This window comes from Roseateles toxinivorans (genome assembly GCF_004362525.1).
GTDB lineage: Bacteria > Pseudomonadota > Gammaproteobacteria > Burkholderiales > Burkholderiaceae_C > Paucibacter > Paucibacter toxinivorans.
Genome location: NZ_SNXS01000012.1, coordinates 23,625 through 46,030 on the forward strand (window position 1 = coordinate 23,625; position 22,406 = coordinate 46,030).

Here is a 22,406-nt window from a genome sequence, read left to right on the forward strand (position 1 = left end):
CAGCCCCTCACTCGTGGCGCAGCAGGTCGCCGAAGACGGTGAATTCGCCCTGCCTGCGATCGGCGCCCGGGGCGTCGTACAGCACCAGCCAGCTTGGCTTGCCACGCGTGAGTTCCGGCGGCAGATCGCACAGGGCCTCGGCACGGTCACTGCCGCGGCCGCTGGGCAGCGCCACCGACTCGGTCAGCGCCGCCTCGAAACGCACCGGCTCGCTGTTGGCGGCGAACACCGATCGGGCATCGCGCCACTTGAAGACGCGGATCTCGCCGTCGAGCACCATTGTCGGACCGGCGAGCAGGTAGAGGTCGTCGCCACAGAAGTGCAGGTCCCGAATGCCCAGGCCGTCGAGCTGCAGAAAGTGCTTGCGCATCAGCGCGCCGCGCTCGTCCAGTGGCACCAAGCGCAGCGTGTCGCCCTGGGCTTCGACCGAAATCTCCAGCAGCGCCGACCAGCCGCGCAGCACCGGGCCGCGCAGCCCGACCAGCAAGCGATTTCCGTTCACCGCAAGGCCCTCGATGTCGAAGCCATTGTCCTTGCCCGGGATCGCCATATAGGGCCCGAAGTGCGGGTCATCGGCGAGCAAGCGGGTCAGCTGATTGGCCTCGGCATCGCCCTTCAGCCGCAGCGCGCGCCGGCCATCCTTGGCCAGACGCACCAGGCAGGGCGCGCCAGTGGCGTCGGGCTCGATGGGAAGGCGGGCCAGCAGGCGCCGGTTGCCGTCGAGCGTGACCTTCGCCAACCGCTTGGCGTTCTCGGCGTGGTCACGGCCCGGCTTGACGTTCTTGCGCTTCAGTCCATGCGAGCCGACCACCCAGAGCCAGCCGTCGGCCACGGCCATGCCCTCGAGATCGGCCTCCTCGTCGGGTTCACCGGGGAGGTCGAGCAACTCGGCCAGCGGGAAGTCACAGGCCTCGCCGAAGCGCAGGGCCTCGCCCCCCACCGGGTCGAGCCGCCGCAAGCGATCCACACCGCAGGCCTCGTCGCCCGCAACCCAAAGCCAATCCCCTGTCACGGCGGCACCGGAGAGGTTGGTGTGAACCAGGGCGCTGGACAAGAACTCCAGGCGCGCGGCATTTGCGGTGCGGGTGTTGGGCATGGGGCAGGCCTCCGGAGCAGTGGTGAAGCGACGATAGCATCGCCAGCCCGCCGACCGCCAAGCCCTCGCTGATCAGTCCGGCGACGAGCCCGCCGAGGCGGCGTCGTGCAGAACGATGCGGTTGCGGCCGCTGCGCTTGGCCTGGTAGAGCGCCCGGTCAGCGCGGGCCATCACGTCATCGATGCCCGCATCACCGGCCAGCAGCTCGCTGAGGCCGGCGCTGACGGTGCCGGCCTCCAGCCCGCGCGTCAGCACCTTCAACAGCTCGGTGATCATCATCCTGAGCCGCTCGGCGAACGGCGCCGCCTGGGCCTGCGTCGTCTCCGGCATCAGTATCACGAACTCGTCCCCACCCAGACGGGCGGCCACATCGGTCACACGCAACTCGGCCCGGCACACATGGGCAACGGCCGTGAGAACACGATCACCGGCCTGATGACCATGTTCATCATTGATGCGCTTGAAGTGGTCGATGTCAAAGATCAGCACGGCCGTGGGCGTGGCATAGCGGGCGCAGATCTGGAACTGTGCCTCCAGTGTCGCCATCAGCTTGCGGCGGTTGTACAGCCCGGTAAGGGGATCCGTCTCGCTGAGCAGGCGCAACTTGTCTTCGAGCTCCTTGCGTGCGGTGATATTGCTCGACACCCACAAGACGGCGTCTTCGCCATCCACCTGGAAGGGCAGCGCCTGAACCCGCCCCTCGAACCAGATCGGCTGGCTGGGGCCGTCGGTTGTCAGGCCCTTGACGTCGCTGCCCGCCAGGCTGTACTCGACGATCTGCAGATTCTTCTGCTGCAACGTGGCTTCGATCTGAGTCAGAAACCACTGCGCCTTCTCCGCCACCACCATATCGGCGATGCGCATGCCAATCAGCGAACTGCCGTCGTGGTAGTAGCGAGCATCGGTGCCGCCATACACGGCGCTGTAGCGCCCGGAGCGGGTCAGAATGAAAACCAGATCAGGCATCGCGCTCAGCACGGCGTGCATCTGATCCATCGGCATGATTGGCTGCATATGACTCGAAGGCGTCGGATTCTGGAAAGGGCAGGGATACCAGGACTCTGCGCCCTATCGTAGCCTGAGTCAGCGGCGCAGCAGCCCATCGGCCAGCCATCGACCCAGCAGCGCGGCCACCGCCCGAGCGGCGTGCCCCTCGTCACCCAGCTGTTCGGCAAGGCTCGCGCCCAGCGTGGCGAAGTCCTGCCCCTCGGCCAGCGCCTGCAGCAGCTGCGCCTCGATCGGGTCGAGCGAGCGCCAGCGCGTCTCCAGGCCCTGGCGCCAGACCAGCATCGTGTGGTCCGAGGCGTCAGGCTCCGGCATCTCGGGCGCGTCCTCCCCGGTCTCGGGTTCGAAGTCGCGCAGCACATGCCAGGCGGGTGCTATGGCCCAGGTCAGGCCAATGCGCTGCACGCTGGGATGCAGCTTGAAGCGCAGGGTCGGCCATTCGTCCGGGGCCAGCACGGTCAGGTCCTGCAAGCCGAGAACCGCAGCATCGGCCGCGTCGAAGGCGCCGCGCAGGGCCCAGTCCATGCGGGCGAAGTCCACCAGGGCCGGGTGCGGCACCAGGTCTTCATGCTCGGCCATGAAGCCGGCCAGGCCATCGCCGAACCAGCGTATCGAGGCCTGCCTCGATGGGTGGGCGGCGATATAGGCCAGGGCCAGGGTCTCGAAGCCCTCATCGCCCATGGCCCGCTGCAGCACCGTGTAGTTGTCGCCCAGCGCGGCGATCAGCCGGGCCCGGTAGGCGTTCTGGTAGATCTCGGGCCGGCCCTTGGGTTTGAGCAGGGCCGGGGCGGCCGAGCCGGGCTCGCGCACCCAAAGGCTCAAGGCGTGCTGCTGTTGAAGCAGGTCCGGGTTCATATCGTCACCGCCACTGCCAGGTCTTGCCGGCGCCGCGCCTCGGCCAGTTCGGCCAGCAACTCGGGCAGCGGCGGGATATGGTCGTCGCGCTCGATCATGGTCGGCTTCGGTCCCATCCGCGCCACCGTGTAGTCGTAAAGCCGCCAGACCGCCTCGCAGACCGGATGGTCGTGGGTGTCGATCAGATACTCGCCATGGTCCTCATGGCCGGCCAGATGGATCTGCACCACCCGCTCGGGCGGCATGGCGTCGACATAGGCGAGGGCGTCGAAGCGATGGTTGACGCTGCTGACGTACACATTGTTGACGTCCAGCAGCAGCTGGCAGTCGGCGCGCCGCAGCAGCTCGGCAATGAACTGCCACTCGCTCATCTCGTCCGCGGCAAAGCTCACATAGCTGGAGACGTTCTCCAGCACCAGGCGCCGGCCCAGAAAGTCCTGCACGCGCTGCACCCGGTCGACCAGATGGCGCAGCGCCGCCTCGGTGCAGGGCATGGGCAGCAGGTCATGCAGATTGTGGTGATCGACACCGGTCCAGCAGAGGTGGTCGGAAACCCAGGCCGGCTGCACACGGGAGATCAGGCCCTTCAGCTCACGCAGATAGCCCATGTCCAACGCGTCGCCGCTGCCGATCGACAGCGACACGCCGTGCATGACCATCGGGTAGTCGGCGCGGATGCGATCGAGGAAGTGCAAGGGCTTGCCGCCGGGCACCAGATAGTTCTCGGAGATGATTTCCAGCCAGTCCACCGGCTGCGGCGCGGCCACGAAGTCGGCGTAGTGCTCGGTGCGCAGGCCCAGGCCGAAGCCGCTGATCGGATTGCTCATGGTGCTGGTACGTGACGGGTAGTGTGCTGGATGCCAGTCGCGCCGGACGCGGCTTTCCTTACAGTGCGCCGGATCACCTGGAGTTATGCCCCCAAAGCCGGCATTCATTGGCAAGACCCGGTGCCTGGCCCTAGAGTGCAGGCATTCCGGCCCCACCCCGACCGTTCTTCAGCCAAGGACTCCATGCTCAAGACCGAGACTCCCAGCAGCCAGCATCCGGACCTGGACCTCTATCCGGTGGCCGACCTGGTCAGCGCCCTGGTGGACGATCAGCTCGAAGCGGTGAGCGCCGTGCGCGCCGCTGCTCCTGACCTGGCACGGGCGGTCGAGGCGGCACTGCCGCGCATGCTGGACGGCGGCCGGCTGATCTATGCCGGTGCCGGCACCTCCGGTCGCCTGGGTGTGCTGGACAGCGTCGAGCTCTACCCGACCTTCTCCTGGCCGCATGAGCGCGCCGTGGGCCTCATTGCCGGCGGTGCGGGGGCGATGTTCGTGGCCGTCGAGGGCGCCGAGGACGATGCCGCGCAGGGTGGGCGTGACCTGCTGACCGTCAAGGTCGGCCCGCGGGACGTGGTGCTGCTGCTGGCCGCCTCGGGCGCCACCCCCTATGTGCTGGGCGCGCTGCAGGCTGCGCGCGAGGCCGGCGCACTGACCCTGGGCTTCGCCAACAACACCGGCGCTCCGGTGGCCCGGCAGGCCCATATCGGCATCACCCTGGACACCGGCAGCGAAGTCATTTCGGGCAGCACGCGGCTGAAGGCCGGCACGGCGCAGAAGATCGCACTGAACACCTTCTCCAGCGCGCTGATGGTCAGGCTGAACAAGGTCTATGGCAATCTGATGGTGGACCTGAAGGCCAGCAACGCCAAGCTGCTGCAGCGCGCCGTGGCCCTGACAATGCGCGCCGCCGGTTGCGATGAGGCCGTCGCGATGGCGACACTGCAGGGCTGCGACTTCCACGTCAAGGTGGCCATCGTGGCGATCCGTCTGGGCATCGGCGTGGATACCGCCCGCGAGCGCCTGGACGCCGTCTCGGGCAGCGTGCGGCAGGCGCTAACATCTGGAGACCCATCCCCCTGAGGCAAGCCCCGGCCCTTGCCCGACCGACACCGTACATGAACACCCCCAATCCCTGGCGCTGGATCCCGACGCTGTACTTCGGCCAGGGCATTCCGTATGTGGTGGTGATGACCCTGTCGGTGATCCTGTACAAGAACCTGGGCGTGTCCAACACCGACATCGCGCTGTACACCAGCTGGCTCTATCTGCCCTGGGTGATCAAGCCGCTGTGGTCGCCGCTGATCGAGCTGTTCGGCACCAAGCGGGCCTGGATCGCGGCGCTGCAGTTCGCGGTCGGCGCCTCGCTGGCCTGCGTGGCGCTGACGATTCCCGGCCCGGCCTATTTCCAGATGAGCCTGGCGGTTTTCTGGTTGATGGCCTTCGCCTCGGCCTCGCACGACATTGCCGCCGACGGCTTCTACATGCTGGCCCTGCCTCAGCACAGCCAGGCGGCCTTCGTCGGCGTGCGCTCCACCTTCTACCGCCTGGCCAATATCGGCGGCCAGGGCGGCCTGGTCTATCTGGCCGGCATGTTGCAGGAGCGCACGGGCAGCATGCAGCTGGCCTGGAGCATCGTGTTCTGGGTGCTGGCCGGCATGTTCGCGCTGATGGCCCTGTACCACCACTTCCTGCTGCCCCGGCCGGCGGCCGACACGCGCGGCCTGGGCGCCGGTGAGGCGCGCGGCCTGGTGCGGGAGTTCTTCCGCGTCTTTGCGGCCTTCTTCCGCAAGCCGGGCATCGTGGTGGTCTTGGGCTTTCTGCTGCTCTACCGCTTCCCCGAGGCGCAGCTACTGAAGCTGGCCACGCCCTTTCTGCTCGACCCGGTCGAGCAGGGCGGCCTGGGCCTGTCCACCGCCGATGTGGGCATTGCCTATGGCACGGTGGGCCTGACCGCCCTGACCCTGGGCGGCCTGCTGGGCGGCTGGGTGATCTCGCGCGTGGGGCTGAAACGCGCGCTGTGGCCGTTGATACTGGTCATGCATGTGCCCAATGCGGTGTTCGTGCTGCTGGCCGCCACCCACCCGACCAGCCTGGCCCTGATCAGCCTCGCACTGGCCGTCGAGCAGTTCGGCTACGGCCTGGGCTTCACCGCCTATCTGATGTACATGATTCTGGTCGCCGATGGCCCCCACAAGACGGCGCATTACGCGATCTGTACCGGCTTCATGGCCCTGGGCATGATGCTGCCCGGCATGTGGAGCGGCTGGCTGCAGCAGCAGCTGGGCTATCTGGCCTTCTTCGTCTGGGTGCTGGTCGCCACCCTGCCCTCGTTCGCGATGGCGGCATTGATACGCATCCCGGAAGGCTTCGGCAAGAAGGTGCCCGAATGAGCGCCATGTCACGTCGTGCGCTGCTGGCCGGCGCAGCATCGGCCGGCCTCGTTGCCTGCACCACGGGGCCGGGTCTTGCCGGCTCGCGCTGGGTGGCAGCGCCCGAGCTGGCCAACCTGCCCCCGCCCGCGCCGCGCGAGTTCCGCGCCGCCTGGGTGGCCACGGTGGCCAATATCGACTGGCCCAGCCGCAAGGGCCTGAGTGCCGCGGAGCAGCAGGCCGAAGTGCTTGCCCTGCTGGACCAGGCGGCCGCGCTGAAGCTCAACGCCATCATCCTGCAGATACGCACCAGCGCCGACGCACTGTACGAGTCCGCCCTCGAGCCCTGGAGCGAGTACCTGACCGGCACGCAAGGGCAGTCGCCCGGCTACGATCCGCTGGCGCTGTGGATAGCCGAGGCGCACCGGCGCGGCATCGAGCTGCATGCCTGGTTCAACCCCTTCCGTGCGCGGCAGAGCAGCGCCACCTCGGCGCTGGCCGGCACGCACCTGAGCCAGACGCAGCCGGACTGGGTCAAGCGCTACGGCGACCAGCTCTGGATAGACCCCGGCGAGCCCGGCGCCGCCGACCACACGCTGGCCGTGTTCATGGACGTGCTGCAGCGCTACGACGTGGACGGCATCCACATAGACGACTACTTCTATCCCTACCCGATCAACGATTCCAGCCCCAGCAAGGCGGAGATCGACTTCCCCGACCAACCCTCCTGGCAGCGCTATCTGGACGGCGGAGGCATGCTCACCCGCGCCGACTGGCGGCGCAGGAATGTCGATGACCTGATCGAACGGCTGTACAACGGCATCCGCCAGACCAAGCCCTGGGTGCGCTTCGGCATCAGCCCCTTCGGCCTGCCGAGGCCCGATCTGCGCCCGCCGGGCATCACCGGCTTCAGCCAATACCACAAGCTCTATGCCGATGTGGAGCGCTGGCTGGCCGAGGGCTGGCTGGACTATCTGGTGCCCCAGCTCTACTGGCCGATCGCGCAGAGGCCCCAAGCCTTCGCGCCGCTGCTGGAGGCCTGGCACGGCCTGAATCCCAAGGGCCGGCATGTCTGGCCGGGCCTTTTCACCAGCCGCATCACCGACAAGGCCGACAGCTGGCAGCCCGATGAAGTGCTGAGCCAGATCGCCCTGGTGCGCGAGCAACGGCCCGGCACCGGCCACGCCCACTTCAGCATGGTGGCGCTGAGCCAGAACCGCAAGGGCCTGGCCGACGCGCTGAAGGCCGGGCCCTATGCCGAACCGGCCCTGGTGCCGGCCACGCCGTGGCTGACGGACCGGCTACCCGATGCCACGGTGCTGACGGTGAGCGCGGCCGCCGATGGCCAGTGGCGGCTCAGGCTGCGGCCCGCGGCACGGCGCCATGCGGCCTGGCTGCATCAGGACGGACGCTGGAGCTTCCGGCTGCTGACCCAGGCCGAGACCCTGCTGCCGGCGGCCGGGCTCGATGCCATCGTCGTGTCGGCGATCAATCGGATCGGCCAGGAAGGGCTGCGCGCCGGCTATGCGCTGCAGCCTTGATCAGGCGAACGTATCGACGAAGTGCCCCAGGCTGTCCCCACGGCTGATCTGGTTCCACATCATCGGCCCCAGCTCGACGCGGATACGCAGGCCGGGCTCATCGACGATCTGCACCTGGTTGCGCGAGTAGGCGGGGGTCAGCATCAGCTTGACCGACGCGGCCGACGCGCCGGCCGGCTTGACGCCATTCAGCAGGTCCTGCGCGGCCGCGGCATTGCGCTCGCGTATCGGCGAGCTGGCCAGGGCGGTGGTGTCCAGTTGGACTGGGGGCGGGCTGCCCTGCACAAAGCGTTGTTGCACCTCCTGCCGGTACAGCTGCAGTGGCGCGGGCAAGGACCTGACATCGGCGACGCGCACGTGGGACCATCCTCGGGCAGAGCCCGGGCTCGCGTGCGCTGCGAGCCGGGCCATTGTTTCACCGGGGACGGTTGTGCCCCCGAATAACCCTCGATTTTAGCATTTACGGACGCCTACCGAGGTCCGGCGACGAGCCCAGCCCAGCAAACCCGCGAGACCGGCCAGCAGCAAGACTGAGGCCTGTGACTCCGGCACCGGGCTGATGCTCACATTGTCGATGGCGAGCATGCTGCTGGCCAGGGTGTCGCCCACGTCGGCCACGCCAAAGGCCACGCCGATCTCGCCGCTGCGCTGAAACCGATACTCGAACTGGCGGATGCCCGTGTCACGCTGGAAGGGCGGCACATCATTGCCCCCCGCCTGGCTGGCGCGCGCCAGGCCGATCAACTGGCCGTCCACCACGACAAAGGCAAGGTCCAGGCCGAAGTCGGGGCCCTGGTCATTGGTGGCCAGCAGCCAGTCGAAGCTCAGCGTCTGTCCGGCCTGAACCTGGAAGCTGCGCTTCAGCACCGAACCTTCAGTGGCCAGGCGGGTGGCATCAAGGTTGAGCGCGCCGAAGGCCAGGCCTGCCGCGGCTTCCAGACCGCCGTCCAGATTGGCCGCCGCCAGGGGCTTGCCGCTGAAGTTAAGCGCGCCGGCCGGATAGGGCGCATCGTCGGCCCCGTCCAACGAGGCCGTGCCCAGCGCCGCGAACCGGTAGCCCGACAGCTCCATCACGCTGACATCGCCGGCGCTGCTCCAGCCATCGAGTCCGCTGTCGAAATCCTCGGCAAAGCCGCCGGCCTGGGCCAGCGACATGCCCAGCACAAGCGCGGCGGTCAGGGCCAGCCGGGAAGTGGATCGAACGGACGACGAGGTCATGGCAGCTCCAGTACGCAGGGGTTGGATCGGAGTCCGCATTCTTCTGGCTGTGTATGACAGCAGCGGGTCCGCGCGATGGGCCGGTCGGCTCATGAACGACCACGACGCCGAGTCGCCGGCCGCATGCGCCGAGGTTATGCCCGACCCGCGCATTGCTATGGGCCGCACGGGCCGGCTGACCATAATCCGGGCATGAGCCTTGGCACCGAGCCCACCCCCTCGCCGAGCGTTGCCGCGCTGGGCCTGGGCCTGGACGCCGGCGGCACACAGACCCGTTGGGCGCTGGCCGAGGCCGGCAGCGGATGCGTGGTGGCCGAGGGCCATGTGGCCGGCCTCAGCGGCATGCAGCTGGCCAGCGGTGCCGGGCTGGAACAGCTGCGGCTGACGCTGGATCAGCTGGCCGCCCAGGTGCTGCAGCAGGGCGCTCCGATCCGCGCCTATGCCGGCTTCACCGGCCTGCCCGACACCGATGCGGCCGCACTTGGCCAGATGCGGGCCCTGCTGGCGCAGGCGCTGACGCTGCCGCCCCGGGCCGTCACCTGCCGCAGCGATATGGACATCGCCTGCCGCGCCGCATATGCGCCTGGCCAGGGCTATCTGGTCTATGCCGGCACCGGCGCCATTGCCGCCTTCATCGACGCGCAGGGCCTGCTGCACCGCGCCGGCGGCCGCGGCGCGGCCCTTGGCGACGAGGGCGGCGGCTACTGGATCGCCTGCCAGGCGCTGGCACAGATCTGGCGCGCCGAGGACAGCCAGCCGGGTGCCTGGCGCGCATCAGCCATGGCGCGGCGCATCTTCGAACAGCTGGGCGGCAGCGACTGGGCCCTGTCGCGCCGCTTCATCTACGGCAGCGAGCGCGGTGCCATCGGCCAGCTGGCCTTGCAGGTGGCGGCCTCGGCCGAGGACGATCCCGCCGCCGCCGCGCTGCTGTTGCGTGCCGGGGCAGAGCTGGGCCGGCTGGCCGACTGCCTGCTGCAGCGCTTCGGCCCGCGGCCGGTGCTGCTGGCCGGGCGTGTGCAGCAGCTGCACCCCCTGGTGGCCCAGGGTATGCGCCAGGCCCTTCCCGACGAGATTGGCCTCACCCTGCAAGCCGATCTGGCGCCCCAACGCGCCGCCGCGCGGCTCGCGCTCACCCTGGAACCCACCACATGACGACAAGCCCCTGGCCGCGCCGAACCCTGGCCATTGCCTGCCTGGCGCTCAGCGCCTGCGCCACGCCGCCGGCCGATATGCCGCCGCTGGACACCCGCTTCAGCGCCGCGAGCCAGGACAGCCGGGTGCAGTTCATCGTCATCCACGCCACCGAGGAGGGATTCGAGGACTCGCTGCGCATACTGACCGAGGGTCCGGTCAGCAGCCACTACCTGGTGGACGCCACGCCGCCCACCGTCTACCGCCTGGTGGACGAGGATCAGCGCGCCTGGCATGCGGGGGTCAGCAGCTGGGGCCAGTTCGGCAGTCTGAATGCCGCCTCGGTGGGCATCGAGGTGGTGAACCCGGCCCCGATCAAGACGGCCACCGGCCTCATCTGGAACACGCCCTACCCTCAGGCGCAGATCGACGCGGTGATTGCGCTGGTGAGGTCCATCGGCAGGCGCCATGGGGTGAGAGCCGACCGCATCGTCGCGCACAGCGATATCGCGCCGCAGCGCAAGGTCGACCCAGGCCCGCGATTCCCTTGGAAGCAGCTGGCAGATGCCGGGCTGATACCCTGGCCCGATGGCGCCGCCGTCGCGCGCCAGCGCCCGGCCTACGAGCAGCAACTGCCGGCCGTGAAATGGTTCCAACAGCGGCTCGCCAGCCATGGCTTCGCCGTGCCGCAGACCGGCGAGCTCGATGCCGCGACGCTGCGCGTCATCGCCGCCTTCCAGATGAAGTACCGCAACAGCCGCTACGATGGCCAGCCCGACGCCGAGACCGCCGCGCTGCTGGACGTGATCACCACGCCCGGCGGCCTGCTGATGCAGGACGGCACACCCTTCAAGCCATGACACCTTCGATCAAAAGCCTCGCCGGCCCCGCCTGCCTCGCCGCAGCCCTGTTGCTCAGCGCCTGCGCCAGCGCGCCCAGGGGCGTACTGGTGGACCGCAGCTACAGCGCGACCGGCCAGGACAGCCGGGTGCTGTTCATCGTCCTGCACTACACGGTGGGCAACTTCCCCGGCGCCCTGAAGACGCTGACCCAGGGTCAGGTCTCCAGCCACTACCTGGTCAGTGATGAACCGGTGCGCATCTATGGCCTGGTGGACGAGAGCCGGCGCGCCTGGCATGCCGGCCCCAGCCACTGGAAGAGCCATGGCAACCTGAACGCCAGCTCGATCGGCATCGAGATCGTCAATCCCGGCTACACCGACACCCCCGCGGGCCGCGTCTATGCGCCGTTCTCGCCCCGGCAGATCGACGAGGTGATCGCCCTGGTCAAGGAAGTGGCCATGCGCCACGAGGTGCGGCCCGAGCGCATCCTCGGCCACAACGATGTGTCGCCGCAGTACAAGCAGGACCCCGGGCCGAACTTCCCCTGGAAGCGCCTGGCGGAAGAGGGCCTGATCCCCTGGCCCGACACCATCGTCGTCAACGCCAAGCGGCCGGAGTTCGAGCTGCAGCTGCCCGATGTGGCCTGGTTCCAGCGCAGGCTGGCCGACCACGGCTTCGCCGTGCCGCTGCATGGCGAGCTCGATGTCTCGACCCGCAACGTGATCTCGACCTTCCAGATGAAGTACCGGCCCGGCAATATCTCGGGCCAGCCCGACGCCGAGACCGCCGCCCTGCTCTACGCGACGACCTCGCCGGGCGGCATGCTGATGCTCAAGCCCAGCCCCTCGGACCCGGGCGCCAAGGCCTGGACCTCGCGCTGGTAGCCAGGCGCTCAGAGCGCATGCGTGACAAGCTTGAAGTCGCGGTCTTCCTCGAAGGGCTTGACGGTGAAACCCAGGCCGCGCATCAGCTTGAGCATGCCTGGGTTGTTGGCCAGCACCAGGCCCTCGATCTCGGCCAGGCCCTTCTCGCGGGCCACGTCCATGATGCTTTCCATCAGCCTTGAGCCCAGACCGCGGCCCTTGAAGTCGTCGGCCACCAGCAGCGAGAACTCGCAGCTCGACTGGTCCGGATTGGTGATGTAGCGCGACACGCCGACGATGCGCTCGGTCTCGCTGATCTCGCCATCGGCGCCGGCCACCCGCTCCTTGGCCACCGCCACCAGGGCCATCTCGCGGTCGTAGTCGATCAGCGTGAAGCGGGCCAACATCGACGGCGGCAGCTCGACCATGGACGAGACGAAGCGGAAATAGCGGCTCTCCGGCGACAGCTGCTGCACCAGGTCCTGCAGCATCTGCGCGTCGTCCGGGTGGATGGGCCGCACGGCGTACTCTCCGCCACCGGGCAGCGGCCAGTTCTGCTCGTAGCGCGCCGGATACGGCAGTATCGATAGATGGCCGTAGTTGCTTGAGCGGCCGCTGACCGCCTGCGGCGCGTTGTCGATGACGATGCGTGCATCGACGGCCACCGCGCCCGACTCGTCCACGATGATGGGGTTGATGTCCATCTCACGCAGCTGAGGCAGCTCGCAGACCATCTCGGACACGCGCAGCAGCAGCTGCTCCAGTGCGTCCATGTCGACGGCGCTAGCACCCCGCCATTCGCCCAGCGTCTCGGCCACGCGGGAGCGTTCGATCAGCCGCCGCGCCAGGAACTGGTTCAGCGGCGGCAGCTCCATCGCGCGGTCATTGATCAGCTCGATCATCGTGCCGCCGGCACCGAACACGATCACCGGGCCGAAGGGCTCGTCGCTGACCAGTCCGATATAGATCTCGCGCCCGCGCCGGGCCCGCGCCATCTTCTGCACCGTGATGCCGTTGATGCGCGCCTGCGGCTGCAGGCGGCCGACCCGCTCGACCATATCGTTGTAGGCGTCGCGCACCGCCGTGCCGCTGGCCAGGTTCAGCACCACGCCCTGCACATCGGACTTGTGGCTGATGTCGGGCGAGGCAATCTTCAAGGCCACCGGAAAGCCCAGCTGGGTGGCGATCATCATCGCCTCGTTGGCATTGCGCGCCAGTATGGTGTTGGTGACCGGGATGTGGAAGGCCGACAGCAGGGTCTTGGACTCCATCTCGGTCAGCACCTTGCGGCGCTCGGCCAGCACGCTCTCGATGACCAGGCGAGCGGCCTCGATGTCGGGCTTGGCCAGGGTGGACAGCGGCGGCGGCGTCTGCTGCAGCAGCAGCTGGTTCTGATAGAAGGAGGCGATATTGCCGAAGGCCCCCACCGCCGCCTCGGGCGTGCGAAAGCTCGGTATCGCGGCCTCGTTCAATATCACTCGCGCCGCCTGCACGGTGGCGTCGCCCATCCAGCAGCACAGCAGCGGCTTGCCGATGCTGCGCTTGATCTCGCCCAGCGCGCGGGCCACGGCCGAGGCGTCGCCGCCGACCTTGGGCGAGTAGATCGCGAGCACGCCGTCGATGGCCCGGTCGCGGCAGGCTACCTCGATCGCCGCCTTGTAGTGCTCGGGCGTGGCCTCCTCGGACAGGTCGATCAGGTCCGCCAACGAAGCATGTCCGTTCAGCAGCGGCTTCAGCGCCGCCACACTGTCGGCCGACAGTTTGCCCAGGTCCAGCGCGATCTCGTTGATCCAGTCGGCGGCCAGAACGCCGGGCCCGCCGCCATTGGTGACGATGGCCAGGCGCTTGCCCACCGGCCGGTAGCGCGAGGCCAGGCATTTGGCGGCCGAGAACAGCTCGACGAAGGAGCGCACGCGCACCGCACCCGCCCGGCGCAGCGCCGCATCGAAGACGTCGTCGCTGCCGACAATGGTGCCGCTGTGCGTCTGCGCCGCCTCATTGCCGGCCGGCCGGCGGCCGGCCTTCAGCACCACCACCGGCTTGGCATTGGCGGCCATGCGCAGCGCGCTCATGAAGCGGCGCGCGTTGGAGATGCCTTCGAGGTAGACGATGATGCTGTGCGTCTGCGCATCGTTGGCCAGGAAGTCCAGCACCTGAGCGATGTCCACCGAGGTATTGGGCCCCAGCGACACCACCGACGAGAAGCCCACCGCATTGTTGCTGGCCCAGTCCAGCATCGAGGCGGTCAGCGCCCCCGACTGAGACACCAGGGCCAGCGAGCCCACCCGGGCCAGCGGCCCGGCCGCGCTGGCATTGAGCTGCAGCTGCGGGCGCTGCAGGCCCAGGCAGTTGGGCCCCAGCAGGAACACGCCCTCGCGGCGGGCTATTTTCTTCAGCTCGGCCGCCTGCTCCGCGCCGATGCCGCTGGAGATGACCAGCGCCGCTCGGCAACTCACCCGGCCCGCGATTTCGAGCGCGGCGGCCAGGTCCTCGGGCGGCAGCGCGATGATGGCCAGGTCGGCCCGCGCCTGAGCCAGATCGGCCAGGGTGCCGGTGGTGTGTATGTCCAGGAACTGCAGGGTGCCGGTGTAGCGCTGGGCGCGCAGAGCCGCGTGCAGGGCCTGAGCATGGGGGGTCAGCGAGGCCGGATCATCGGCCCGGCCGGCGAACACGACGATGGCCTCGGGCTGAAACAGCGGGGTCAGGTAATGCTTGTCCATAGACTTCTAGTCGGCTCCGATCAGCACTTTCACATGGGCGGCCACGCTGCGCGCCAAGGGGCTCAGCACATAGCCGCCTTCCAGGCAGGAGATCACGCGGCCCTGGGCATGGCGGCGTGCCACGTCCATCAGCTGCCGGGTGACCCATTCATAGTCGGCCTCGACCAGGCCCAGATTGCCCATATCGTCCTCGCGGTGGCCATCGAAGCCGGCCGAGACATAGATCAGCTGCGGCCGGAAGGCCTCCAGCGCCGGCAGCCAGCGCCCGGTCACGGCGGCGCGGAAGGCCTCGCTGCCCGAGCGCGTCGGCAGCGGCACGTTGACCATGTTCCGGGCCTGGTCCTCCTCGCCCGAGAAGGGGTAGAGGCCACGCTCGAAGATCGAGCACATCAGCACCCGCTCGTCGTCGCGCAGTATGTCCTCGCTGCCATTGCCATGGTGCACGTCGAAGTCGATCAGCGCCACACGCTCGATGCCGTGCACGTCCAGCGCGTGGCGTATGCCGACGGCGACATTGTTGAAGAAGCAGAAGCCCATCGCCGCCCCGCGCTCGGCATGGTGGCCCGGCGGGCGCACGCAGCAGAAGGCCGACGGAGCCTCACCCTTGAGCACCAGATCGGTGGCCAGCACGGCGGCCCCGGCGGCGCGCAGCGCGGCCTGCAGGGTGAACGGGTTCATGCTGGTGTCGGGGTCCACCTGGTGATGGCCTTCGGCTGGCGAGGCATCCATCAGCTCGCGCACATAGAGCGACGAGTGGGCATGCGAGAGCTGGTCCAGCGTGGCCAGCGGTGCGTCGTAGGGCAGCATGTAGTCGAGCAGGCCCTTGACCAGCAGGTGGTCATTGATGGCACCCAGCCGCTCAGGGCACTCGGGGTGGTGGGCGCCCATCTCGTGGCGCGCGCAGTCGGCATGGGTGATGTAGGCGGCAAGCATGGCTGTCTCCGGTCGCGCCCTGTGGTCAGGGTCGGGCGCTCGGGCCAGTCTATGCCGCGACAGCTGACCCGACCATGACAAATGGCAAGCCGGCTTGGTACAGTGGCCCGGCCATCCATTGCATCCAATACCCATGTCCAACTTCGCCTTTCACAGCAACAGCACGTTCATGAAGGTCGCTGCCGGCGAGGGCGGCAAGCCCTATGCCATCGCCGGCATTGCCTGGGACGGCTGCGTGACCAACCGCCCCGGCGCCCGCTTCGGCCCCAGCGCCATCCGCCAGGCCAGCCATATGCTGTGCGATGGCACGCACCCGCATTTCGACTGCAGCCCCGAGGCCATGCTCACCGATGTCGGCGACCTGGCCCTGCCCAACACCAGCCTCGACGGCATGCGGGCGGCGATGATGCCGCTGCTGCCGTCTTTGCTTGCCGGCCATCACATGGCCTGGCTGGGCGGCGACCATTCGATCACCCTGCCGCTGCTGCGCGCCTACAAGGCGCACCTCGGCCGGCCACTGGCGGTGATCCATTTCGACGCCCATTGCGACACCTGGGAAGACCATTTCGGCGAGCCCAGCGGCCATGGCACCTGGGTCTACGAGGCGATCCAGGAGGGCCTGGTCATCCGGGAGGGCTTCGTCCAGTTCGGCATACGCTCGGCCGGTCTGCGCGAGGCCCGCGAGTACGTGCGCGACCAGGGCGGCCAGATCTTCGACGCGCGCAGCCTGCGCGGGCTGGAGAGCCCGGCTCAGCTGGCACCCGTGCTTGCCGCGGTGCGCGAACGGATGGCGGCGCTGGGCCACCCGCCCGTCTATCTGAGCCTGGACATCGACTGCCTGGACCCGGCCTTTGCCCCCGGCACCGGCACGCCCGAGCCCGGCGGCATGAGCACCAACCAGGTCTTCAGCCTGCTGGAGGAGTTGGCCGACCTGAACTTCGTCGGCATGGACTGCGTCGAGGTCGCCCCGCCCTACGACCATGCCGAGCTGACCAGCTATGCGGCCGCCCAGTTCGTCTGGACCTATCTGTGCGGGCGCATAGCGGCGAGGGCATAGGCTGGGGTAGCGTTCCCGCGAATCCCCATAACCTATAGTTATCGACAGAACCGGCCATTTCACTTGTTGATCGGATGTCGCCCTTTCAACAATGGGCCCTCCTTGCTGCCCTGCCCCGCCATGAAGCCCATCTGCCGTCCCATCGTCCTTGCCGCCGCTGCCCTGCTGCTGGCCCTGAGCGCCCAGGCCAAGCCGCTGGTCTACTGCGCCGACGCCAGCCCCGAGGGCTTCGACCCCGGGCTGTGGGACACCAGCAGCACCAGCAACGTCAACAACCAGATGTTCCAGGGCCTGGTCGGCTTCAAGCGCGGCACGACCGAGCTGGAGCCGGCCCTGGCCACCCGCTGGGAAGTCTCGCCCGATGCCAGGACCTTCACCTTCAGCCTGCGCCCGGGCGTGAAGTTCCACAAGACGGCCTATTTCACGCCAACGCGCACCCTGAACGCCGACGACGTGCTGTTCACCTTCGGCCGCTTCACCGAGGCCAAGCATGCGTTCAACGTGGCCTTTCCGGCCACCTTCGTCTATCCGCACAACCTCGGCCTGGCACAGATGCTGGCGGGCATGGACCGCGTCGATGACATGACGGTGCGCTTCCGGCTGAAGGTGCCCAACGTCACCTTCCTGTCCTATTTCGCGATGTCCTTCGGCGGTATCCAGTCGGCCGAGTACGCAGCCCAGCTACTGAAGGCCGGCAAGGCGCCCGACATCAACAACCTGCCCATAGGCACCGGCCCGTTCCGTTTCAAGTCCTACAAGAAGGACGATGTGCTGCGCATGGAGGCCCATAGCGACTACTGGGGCAAGCCGCAGCAGACCGAGGCGCTGATCTACACGATGAGCCGCGAGCCCGGCGTGCGCGTGCAAAAGCTGCTGGCCGGCGAATGCCATGTGACGGCACCGCTGCGCGATGTCGATGTCAGCGCGCTGGATGGCAAGCCCGGCGTCACCGTGATGAAGACGCAGGCGCTGAACATCTCCTACCTGTCCTTCAATCTGAAGAAGGCGCCCACCGACCAGCGCGAGGTGCGCGAGGCGCTGGACATCGCGATCGACCGCGATGCGCTGTTCAAGGCCCTGTTCCCGCGCGGCGACGCGATGCAGGCGGTCAGCGCCTTTCCGCCGTCCATCCCGGGCTACAACAAAAAGCTGAAGAACGAATTCAACCCCGAGCGCGCCCGCCAGCTGCTGGCCAAGGCCGGCCATGCCAAGGGGCTGGCGCTGGACCTGTGGTCGCTGCCGGTGGCGCGGCCCACCAATCCCAATGGCGCGCTGATGGCGCAGATGATCCAGCAGGACTGGGCCAAGATCGGCGTCAAGGCGACGATCAAGAGCTATGAGTGGGGCGAGTACCTGAAGCGCGCCAACAGCGGCGAGCACAACGTCTATATGAGCGGCTGGTCCGGCGACACCGGCGACGCCGACGACTTCCTGAGCCCCAACCTGACCTGCGCCGCCAACCCCAGCGGCATCAAGTTCTGCAACGCCGAGTTCGACCGGCTGGTCAACGAGGCCCGCGCCAGCACCGACGCGAAGAAGCGCGTCGCCCTGTACGAGCAGGCGCAGGAGATCTTCAAGCGCGAGCGGCCCTGGATCACCATGGCGCACTCGTCCGTCTACATCCCGCTGCGCAGCGAGGTGACAGGTTTTGTCATGGCGCCCAATGGCAGCGTGGAATTCGAGAACGTGTATCGAAGATGAAACCCCTCGCCCCACGAGTACATGGTGCGGCCCCCCGAGGGGGCGCGGGCCGGCTTGGGGCGGCCCGGCGCTCGGCCCGATGAAAGCGATGCATGAGACTTAGACATATCGAGGTGTTCCACGCTGTCATGCAGGCCGGCACCATCAGCGGCGCGGCGCAGCTGCTGCACATCTCGCAGCCGGCCGTGACCAAGGTGCTGCAGCATTGCGAGCTGCAGCTGGGCATGGCCCTGTTCGACCGGGTGCGCGGCAAGCTCTACCCGACGCCCGAGGCCGAGCGCCTGTTCGTCGAGATCGACAAGCTCAACCGCGACCTGGTCGCGATCCGCCGGCTGGCGGCCAATCTGCGTGTCGGCGAGACCGAGCTGGTGCGCGTGGTCGCCACGCCGACGCTGGGGGCCTCGGTCATACCGCCGGCCATGACGCGCTGGTGCAAGGCTTACCCCAAGGGCCGCTGCGAGCTGTCCACCAACCACACGCGCGAGATCGTCAATGCGCTGCTGCTGGGCGAGGCCGACCTGGCCCTGTCGCTGCAGGACCCCCGCCACCCGGGCATCAAGACCGAGTGCATCGCCACCGGCACCATGGTCGCCCTGTGCCCCAATGGCAGCGTCGAGGCCGGCCTCGGCGGACCGCTGGCGGTGGCCGAGTTCGACACCGAGCTGATCGGCCTGGCCGCCGACGACGCGCTGGGCAGCGTGGTGATGAATGCCTGCGAGGCCCAGGGCGTGCACCCGCAGTCGCGCATCACCGTGCAGACCTACCAGCTGGCGCGCTCCCTGGTCGAGGCCGGCGTGGGCATGACGGTGGTGGACCCGTTCACCGCCGCGTCCAGCGACCGGTCCAAGCTGCGCATACGCCCGCTGGCGCCGGCTATTTCCGTGCAGCTCTACCTGCTCACCGCGGCCAGCGCGCCGCTGGCCCAGTCGGCCAGGCGCCTGGTCAAGTACCTCGGCGAGGCCGCCAAGGACTGCCTGGAAAGCATCAAGGAAACACCGAAGTGAAGCCCGCCTGGATTGAATGCGAGGCCCTGCCCGCCCACCCCGACTTCCGCTCGCTGCTGAGCATAGCGGGCATCGCCATCGACCTGCGCTATGCCACGCCGGACAACTTCGTCGGCCGGCCGCTGTATGGCGGCTTGGACTGCAACTTCCTGCGCCGCGAGGCCGCCGCCGGGCTGGAGTCGGCCGTCGCCTGGCTGGCTCACAAGCGCCCCGGCTACCAGCTGCTGGTGCTGGACGCGCTGCGCCCGCAAAGCGTGCAGGAGACCCTGTTCGCCGAGCTGGCCGGCACGCCGCTGGAGTTGTATCTGGCCCATCCGGAACGGGGCTCCATCCACTCCTTCGGCATGGCCGTGGACGCGACCCTGCTCGACCCGCAGGGCCGCGAATGCGATATGGGCACGCCCTTCGACGACATGAGCGCCCTGTCGCACCCCGAGTTTGAGGCGCAGCATCTGGCCCAGGGCTTTCTGAGCGCCGAGCAACTGAGCCACCGCGGCTGGTTGCGCGCGGCCATGCTGCAGGCCGGCTTTCACGCCATCACCACCGAGTGGTGGCATTTCGACTTCGGCGATCGCGCCACCGTGCGGCGGGATCTGCCGCGCGTGTTGTAATTTTCGGGACCAAGATGCCCCACCCCAGACGCCACTTCGTTCAAGCCCTGGCCGCCGGCACAGCCGCAGCCGCCCTGCCTTCGGCCCAGGCGGCAAGGCCGCAGGCGCTGTATGCCAAACGCCTGCAGCCCGGGGACACGATAGGCCTGGTCAGCCCGGCCAACGCAAGCTACGAGCGCGAGCCGGTGCAGATCGCCATCGAGGCCCTGCAGGCGCTGGGCTTCAAGGTCAAGCCCGGGGTCCATCTGCGCGCCCGCTACGGCCAGTTCGCCGGCACCGACGCGCAGCGCGCGGCCGACGTCAACGCGATGTTTGCCGACGACGAGGTGGCCGGCATCATGGCCCTGACCGGGGGCTCGGGCTGCAACCGCATCGTCGACAAGCTGGACTACGCACTGATACGGCGCAAGCCCAAGTTCTTCGGCGGCTTCTCCGACCTCACCTGCCTGCTCAACGCCATCCAGCAGCAGACCGGACTGGTGACCTTCCATGGCCCGGTGGCCGCCTCGGAGTGGAACCCCTTCAGCGTGGCCCACTTCCAGGCCCTGGTGATGGAGGGCCAGGCCATGCTGCTGCGCAATCCGCAGGGCGAGCGCGGCGAGCACCTGGTGCAGACCCAGGACCGCACCACGACGCTGCGCGGCGGCCGCGCGCGCGGCCGTCTGCTGGGCGGCAATCTGGCGGTGCTGAGCTCGCTGGCCGGTTCGCCCTACTTCCCGGACTTCAGAGGCGCCATCCTGTTCCTGGAAGAGATCAACGAATACATCTACCGCGTCGATCGCATGCTCTCGACGCTGCGCCTGGCCGGTGCGCTGGGTGGGCTGGCCGGCGTGGTGCTGGGCAAGTTCACCAAATGCGAGCCGGGCGACGGCTATGGCACCCTGACGCTGGACGAGGTCTTCGACGACTATTTCCTGCCGCTGCAGGTGCCGGTGTACCGTGGTGCGATGATCGGCCACATCAAGCGCAAGTTCACCGTGCCGGTGGGCCTGGAGGCCGAGATCGACGCGGACGCGGGTACCCTGCAGCTGTTGCGCCCGGCCGTGAGCTGAGCGCGGCGGCCTGGGCCTCCTACTGCCCCTGCCTCGCCACCCAGTCGATCAGCGCGTCCAGCGCGGGCCGGCCAGCGCTGGCCCGTTCGTCGTTGATGAAGGCCACCAGCACCCAGGTGCGATCGCGGGCATCGAGCACATAGCCGGCCACCGCCGCCACATTGCGCAGCGAGCCGGTCTTGATGCGGGCGCGGCCGGCCGCCGGACTGCCCTTGAGGCGGCGGGTCCAGGGGCTGTCGACACCGACGATGGGCAGGCTGGCCAGCAGCTCGGGCGCGTGCAGGCCGCGATGGGCGGTCTGCAGCAGCGCGGCCAGCTGCATGGGGCTGATGCGCTCGCTGCGCGACAGGCCCGAGCCGTTGTCCAGCACCAGGCCCGTCGCGTCGATGCGCTGGCGCTGGAACCATTCCCGGACCGCACGCCCGGCGGCATCGGCGGTGCGATCGGCGCCTGCGGGCTTGCCGGCATCGACACCGAGGCGCAGATAGACCATGCGGGTGAGCGGATTGTCCGAGCGCTTGTTCATGCCCCAGGCAAGCTCGGCCAGGGCGCGGCCGCGGTGCGTGGCCAGCAGGCTGGCGGTGCCGGGTGTTGCCCCTTCGCGAGTGGCCCCCAGCAGCTCGCCGCCCAGCTGGGCCCACAGTGCGCGCACCGCCGCATCGGCCAGCAGGCTGCGGTCCACCAGGTTCAGCGCCACCAGCTTGCTGCAATTGCGCGGGAAGCTGCCGCGCAGCTCGATGCGCATGCGTGCGCCCTGGCCGGCGTCCGGCTGCAGCGCGGCCTCGGGGGTGAGCCATCCGTCTTCCCACTCTGAGCAGGGCTTGTCGTTCAGACTCAGGGCGCTGCGCAGGTCCACCGGCGCCCAGGCGGGCCGCACCTGGGCGCTCACCGCCTGCCCGTCCGCGCTGAGCGCGAAGCCCAGCAGATTGCCATTGAGCTGCAGTGCGTCCGGGACCACGTTGTACTGGAACTCGGGGGCCTCGTCGAAGGGCGGCAGCCCCTGGTCCATGCGCGCCGGATGGAACAGGCTGCGATCCAGCACCAGGCCACCCGCGATGCGGCGCACGCCGCGTTCGCGCAGGTCGCCGAGCAGCTGCCAGAGCGCGGCAAAGTCGAGGTCGGCGTCGGCCCCGCCGCGCAGATAGAGCGGGCCCTCGATGGTGTCGCCCTGGGGTGCCGCGTCGGCGAGCAGGTCGGTGTGGCCGCGGGCGTTCGGGCCCAACTGGTCCAGCGCCACCACCGTGGTCAGCAGCTTCATCGTCGAGGCCGGCTGCATAGACCGGCGCTCGTTGTGCAGCAGGGCCGCGCGGGGATCATCGAGTGCAAATGCCATCAGGCCCAGGCTGTCGGCCGGCAGGCCGGCCTGGTCCAGCGCTTGCAGCACCGGAGCCGGCAGCGCGCCGCCACCGCTCGTGGCCGCACAGCCGGCCAGCCAGACGCAGGCACCCAGCAAGACCCCACCCACCAGACGCCGCTTCAGCTCGAACCCCATGCACCCGCCCCGTTTCTTGACATTGGCCTGCACTGTATCGGCGCAGGAGCGCTCCGAACAGACGCAACTTCGTGGCCGCGGGCACGCAC

The 22,406-nt window shown here is 68.7% G+C and carries 20 protein-coding genes; 11 read left to right on the forward strand and 9 right to left on the reverse strand.

Going from position 1 to position 22,406, the window contains the following annotated elements; translation table 11 throughout:
- Window positions 1-7: 7 nt before the first annotated feature.
- The 4 genes from DES47_RS25295 to bufB form a co-directional block, all read right to left on the reverse strand.
- Entirely contained in the window at window positions 8-1,096 is a 1,089-nt protein-coding gene (locus tag DES47_RS25295; RefSeq protein ID WP_133703563.1) for a DUF3616 domain-containing protein, read from the reverse strand.
- Window positions 1,097-1,168: 72 nt separating this feature from the next.
- Entirely contained in the window at window positions 1,169-2,098 is a 930-nt protein-coding gene (locus DES47_RS25300) for a GGDEF domain-containing protein (RefSeq protein ID WP_243748460.1), read from the reverse strand.
- An 81-nt stretch (window positions 2,099-2,179) separates the two neighbouring features.
- A complete protein-coding gene (locus DES47_RS25305) occupies window positions 2,180-2,956 on the reverse strand; it encodes an HvfC/BufC N-terminal domain-containing protein (protein ID WP_133703564.1) in 777 nt (258 codons plus the stop codon).
- Window positions 2,953-3,783, reverse strand: coding sequence for an MNIO family bufferin maturase (bufB, locus tag DES47_RS25310; protein ID WP_133703565.1), 831 nt, complete (start codon window positions 3,781-3,783; stop codon window positions 2,953-2,955). The genes DES47_RS25305 and bufB overlap by 4 nt, the downstream gene beginning before the upstream one ends.
- A 183-nt stretch (window positions 3,784-3,966) precedes the next feature.
- Between bufB and DES47_RS25315 the strand changes: the two genes are divergently transcribed.
- Genes DES47_RS25315 through DES47_RS25325 form a run of 3 tightly spaced genes read left to right on the forward strand, consistent with a single transcriptional unit; the run spans window position 3,967 to window position 7,693 of the window.
- The gene (locus tag DES47_RS25315; RefSeq protein ID WP_133703566.1) at window positions 3,967-4,863 is read left to right on the forward strand and encodes an N-acetylmuramic acid 6-phosphate etherase; all 897 of its coding nucleotides are present in this window, start codon (window positions 3,967-3,969) and stop codon (window positions 4,861-4,863) included.
- Window positions 4,864-4,898: 35 nt separating this feature from the next.
- Window positions 4,899-6,173 carry an MFS transporter gene (locus tag DES47_RS25320; protein WP_133703567.1) on the forward strand — a complete coding sequence of 425 codons (1,275 nt, stop codon included), beginning with the start codon at window positions 4,899-4,901 and terminating at the stop codon, window positions 6,171-6,173.
- Complete coding sequence (locus tag DES47_RS25325; protein WP_133703568.1) at window positions 6,170-7,693, forward strand: glycoside hydrolase family 10-like protein; 1,524 nt, start codon at window positions 6,170-6,172, stop codon at window positions 7,691-7,693. Before DES47_RS25320 ends, DES47_RS25325 begins: the two co-directional genes overlap by 4 nt.
- Here the strand turns inward: DES47_RS25325 and DES47_RS25330 are convergent, their stop codons facing one another.
- Window positions 7,694-8,050: a hypothetical protein gene (locus DES47_RS25330; protein WP_133703569.1), complete on the reverse strand. Its 357-nt coding sequence runs from the start codon at window positions 8,048-8,050 to the stop codon at window positions 7,694-7,696.
- Between the two features lie 96 nt (window positions 8,051-8,146).
- On the reverse strand, window positions 8,147-8,911 hold the full coding sequence (locus DES47_RS25335; RefSeq protein WP_133703570.1) for a PEP-CTERM sorting domain-containing protein: 765 nt from the start codon (window positions 8,909-8,911) through the stop codon (window positions 8,147-8,149).
- 192 nt (window positions 8,912-9,103) lie between these two features.
- On the opposite strand from DES47_RS25335, the gene DES47_RS25340 reads away from it, so the two are divergent.
- Genes DES47_RS25340 through DES47_RS25350 form a run of 3 tightly spaced genes read left to right on the forward strand, consistent with a single transcriptional unit; the run spans window position 9,104 to window position 11,768 of the window.
- Window positions 9,104-10,063, forward strand: a complete 960-nt coding sequence (locus DES47_RS25340) for an N-acetylglucosamine kinase (protein ID WP_133703571.1) — start codon at window positions 9,104-9,106, stop codon at window positions 10,061-10,063.
- Window positions 10,060-10,902, forward strand: a complete 843-nt coding sequence (locus DES47_RS25345; RefSeq protein WP_279537347.1) for an N-acetylmuramoyl-L-alanine amidase — start codon at window positions 10,060-10,062, stop codon at window positions 10,900-10,902. Before DES47_RS25340 ends, DES47_RS25345 begins: the two co-directional genes overlap by 4 nt.
- Complete coding sequence (locus tag DES47_RS25350) at window positions 10,899-11,768, forward strand: N-acetylmuramoyl-L-alanine amidase (RefSeq protein ID WP_208115116.1); 870 nt, start codon at window positions 10,899-10,901, stop codon at window positions 11,766-11,768. Before DES47_RS25345 ends, DES47_RS25350 begins: the two co-directional genes overlap by 4 nt.
- 8 nt (window positions 11,769-11,776) lie before the next feature.
- On the opposite strand, the gene DES47_RS25355 is transcribed toward DES47_RS25350, so the two are convergent.
- Window positions 11,777-14,467: a bifunctional acetate--CoA ligase family protein/GNAT family N-acetyltransferase gene (locus DES47_RS25355; protein ID WP_133703572.1), complete on the reverse strand. Its 2,691-nt coding sequence runs from the start codon at window positions 14,465-14,467 to the stop codon at window positions 11,777-11,779.
- A 6-nt stretch (window positions 14,468-14,473) separates the two neighbouring features.
- Complete coding sequence (locus DES47_RS25360; RefSeq protein WP_133703573.1) at window positions 14,474-15,400, reverse strand: histone deacetylase family protein; 927 nt, start codon at window positions 15,398-15,400, stop codon at window positions 14,474-14,476.
- Between the two features lie 133 nt (window positions 15,401-15,533).
- Here DES47_RS25360 and speB point away from each other — a divergent pair, with 133 nt between their 5' ends.
- From speB to DES47_RS25385, 5 genes are all read left to right on the forward strand, one after another.
- Window positions 15,534-16,457: an agmatinase gene (speB, locus tag DES47_RS25365; RefSeq protein ID WP_133703574.1), complete on the forward strand. Its 924-nt coding sequence runs from the start codon at window positions 15,534-15,536 to the stop codon at window positions 16,455-16,457.
- Window positions 16,458-16,577: 120 nt separating this feature from the next.
- Window positions 16,578-18,158 (forward strand): ABC transporter substrate-binding protein, encoded by a 1,581-nt coding sequence (locus tag DES47_RS25370; RefSeq protein WP_133703575.1) that lies wholly within the window; start codon window positions 16,578-16,580, stop codon window positions 18,156-18,158.
- 92 nt (window positions 18,159-18,250) lie between these two features.
- Window positions 18,251-19,162 (forward strand): LysR family transcriptional regulator, encoded by a 912-nt coding sequence (locus tag DES47_RS25375; protein ID WP_133703576.1) that lies wholly within the window; start codon window positions 18,251-18,253, stop codon window positions 19,160-19,162.
- On the forward strand, window positions 19,159-19,773 hold the full coding sequence (locus DES47_RS25380; protein ID WP_243748461.1) for a M15 family metallopeptidase: 615 nt from the start codon (window positions 19,159-19,161) through the stop codon (window positions 19,771-19,773). Before DES47_RS25375 ends, DES47_RS25380 begins: the two co-directional genes overlap by 4 nt.
- 14 nt (window positions 19,774-19,787) lie before the next feature.
- Window positions 19,788-20,825: a S66 peptidase family protein gene (locus DES47_RS25385; RefSeq protein WP_133703577.1), complete on the forward strand. Its 1,038-nt coding sequence runs from the start codon at window positions 19,788-19,790 to the stop codon at window positions 20,823-20,825.
- A 19-nt stretch (window positions 20,826-20,844) separates the two neighbouring features.
- On the opposite strand, the gene dacB is transcribed toward DES47_RS25385, so the two are convergent.
- On the reverse strand, window positions 20,845-22,317 hold the full coding sequence (gene dacB, locus DES47_RS25390; RefSeq protein ID WP_166652165.1) for a D-alanyl-D-alanine carboxypeptidase/D-alanyl-D-alanine endopeptidase: 1,473 nt from the start codon (window positions 22,315-22,317) through the stop codon (window positions 20,845-20,847).
- Window positions 22,318-22,406 lie beyond the last annotated feature (89 nt).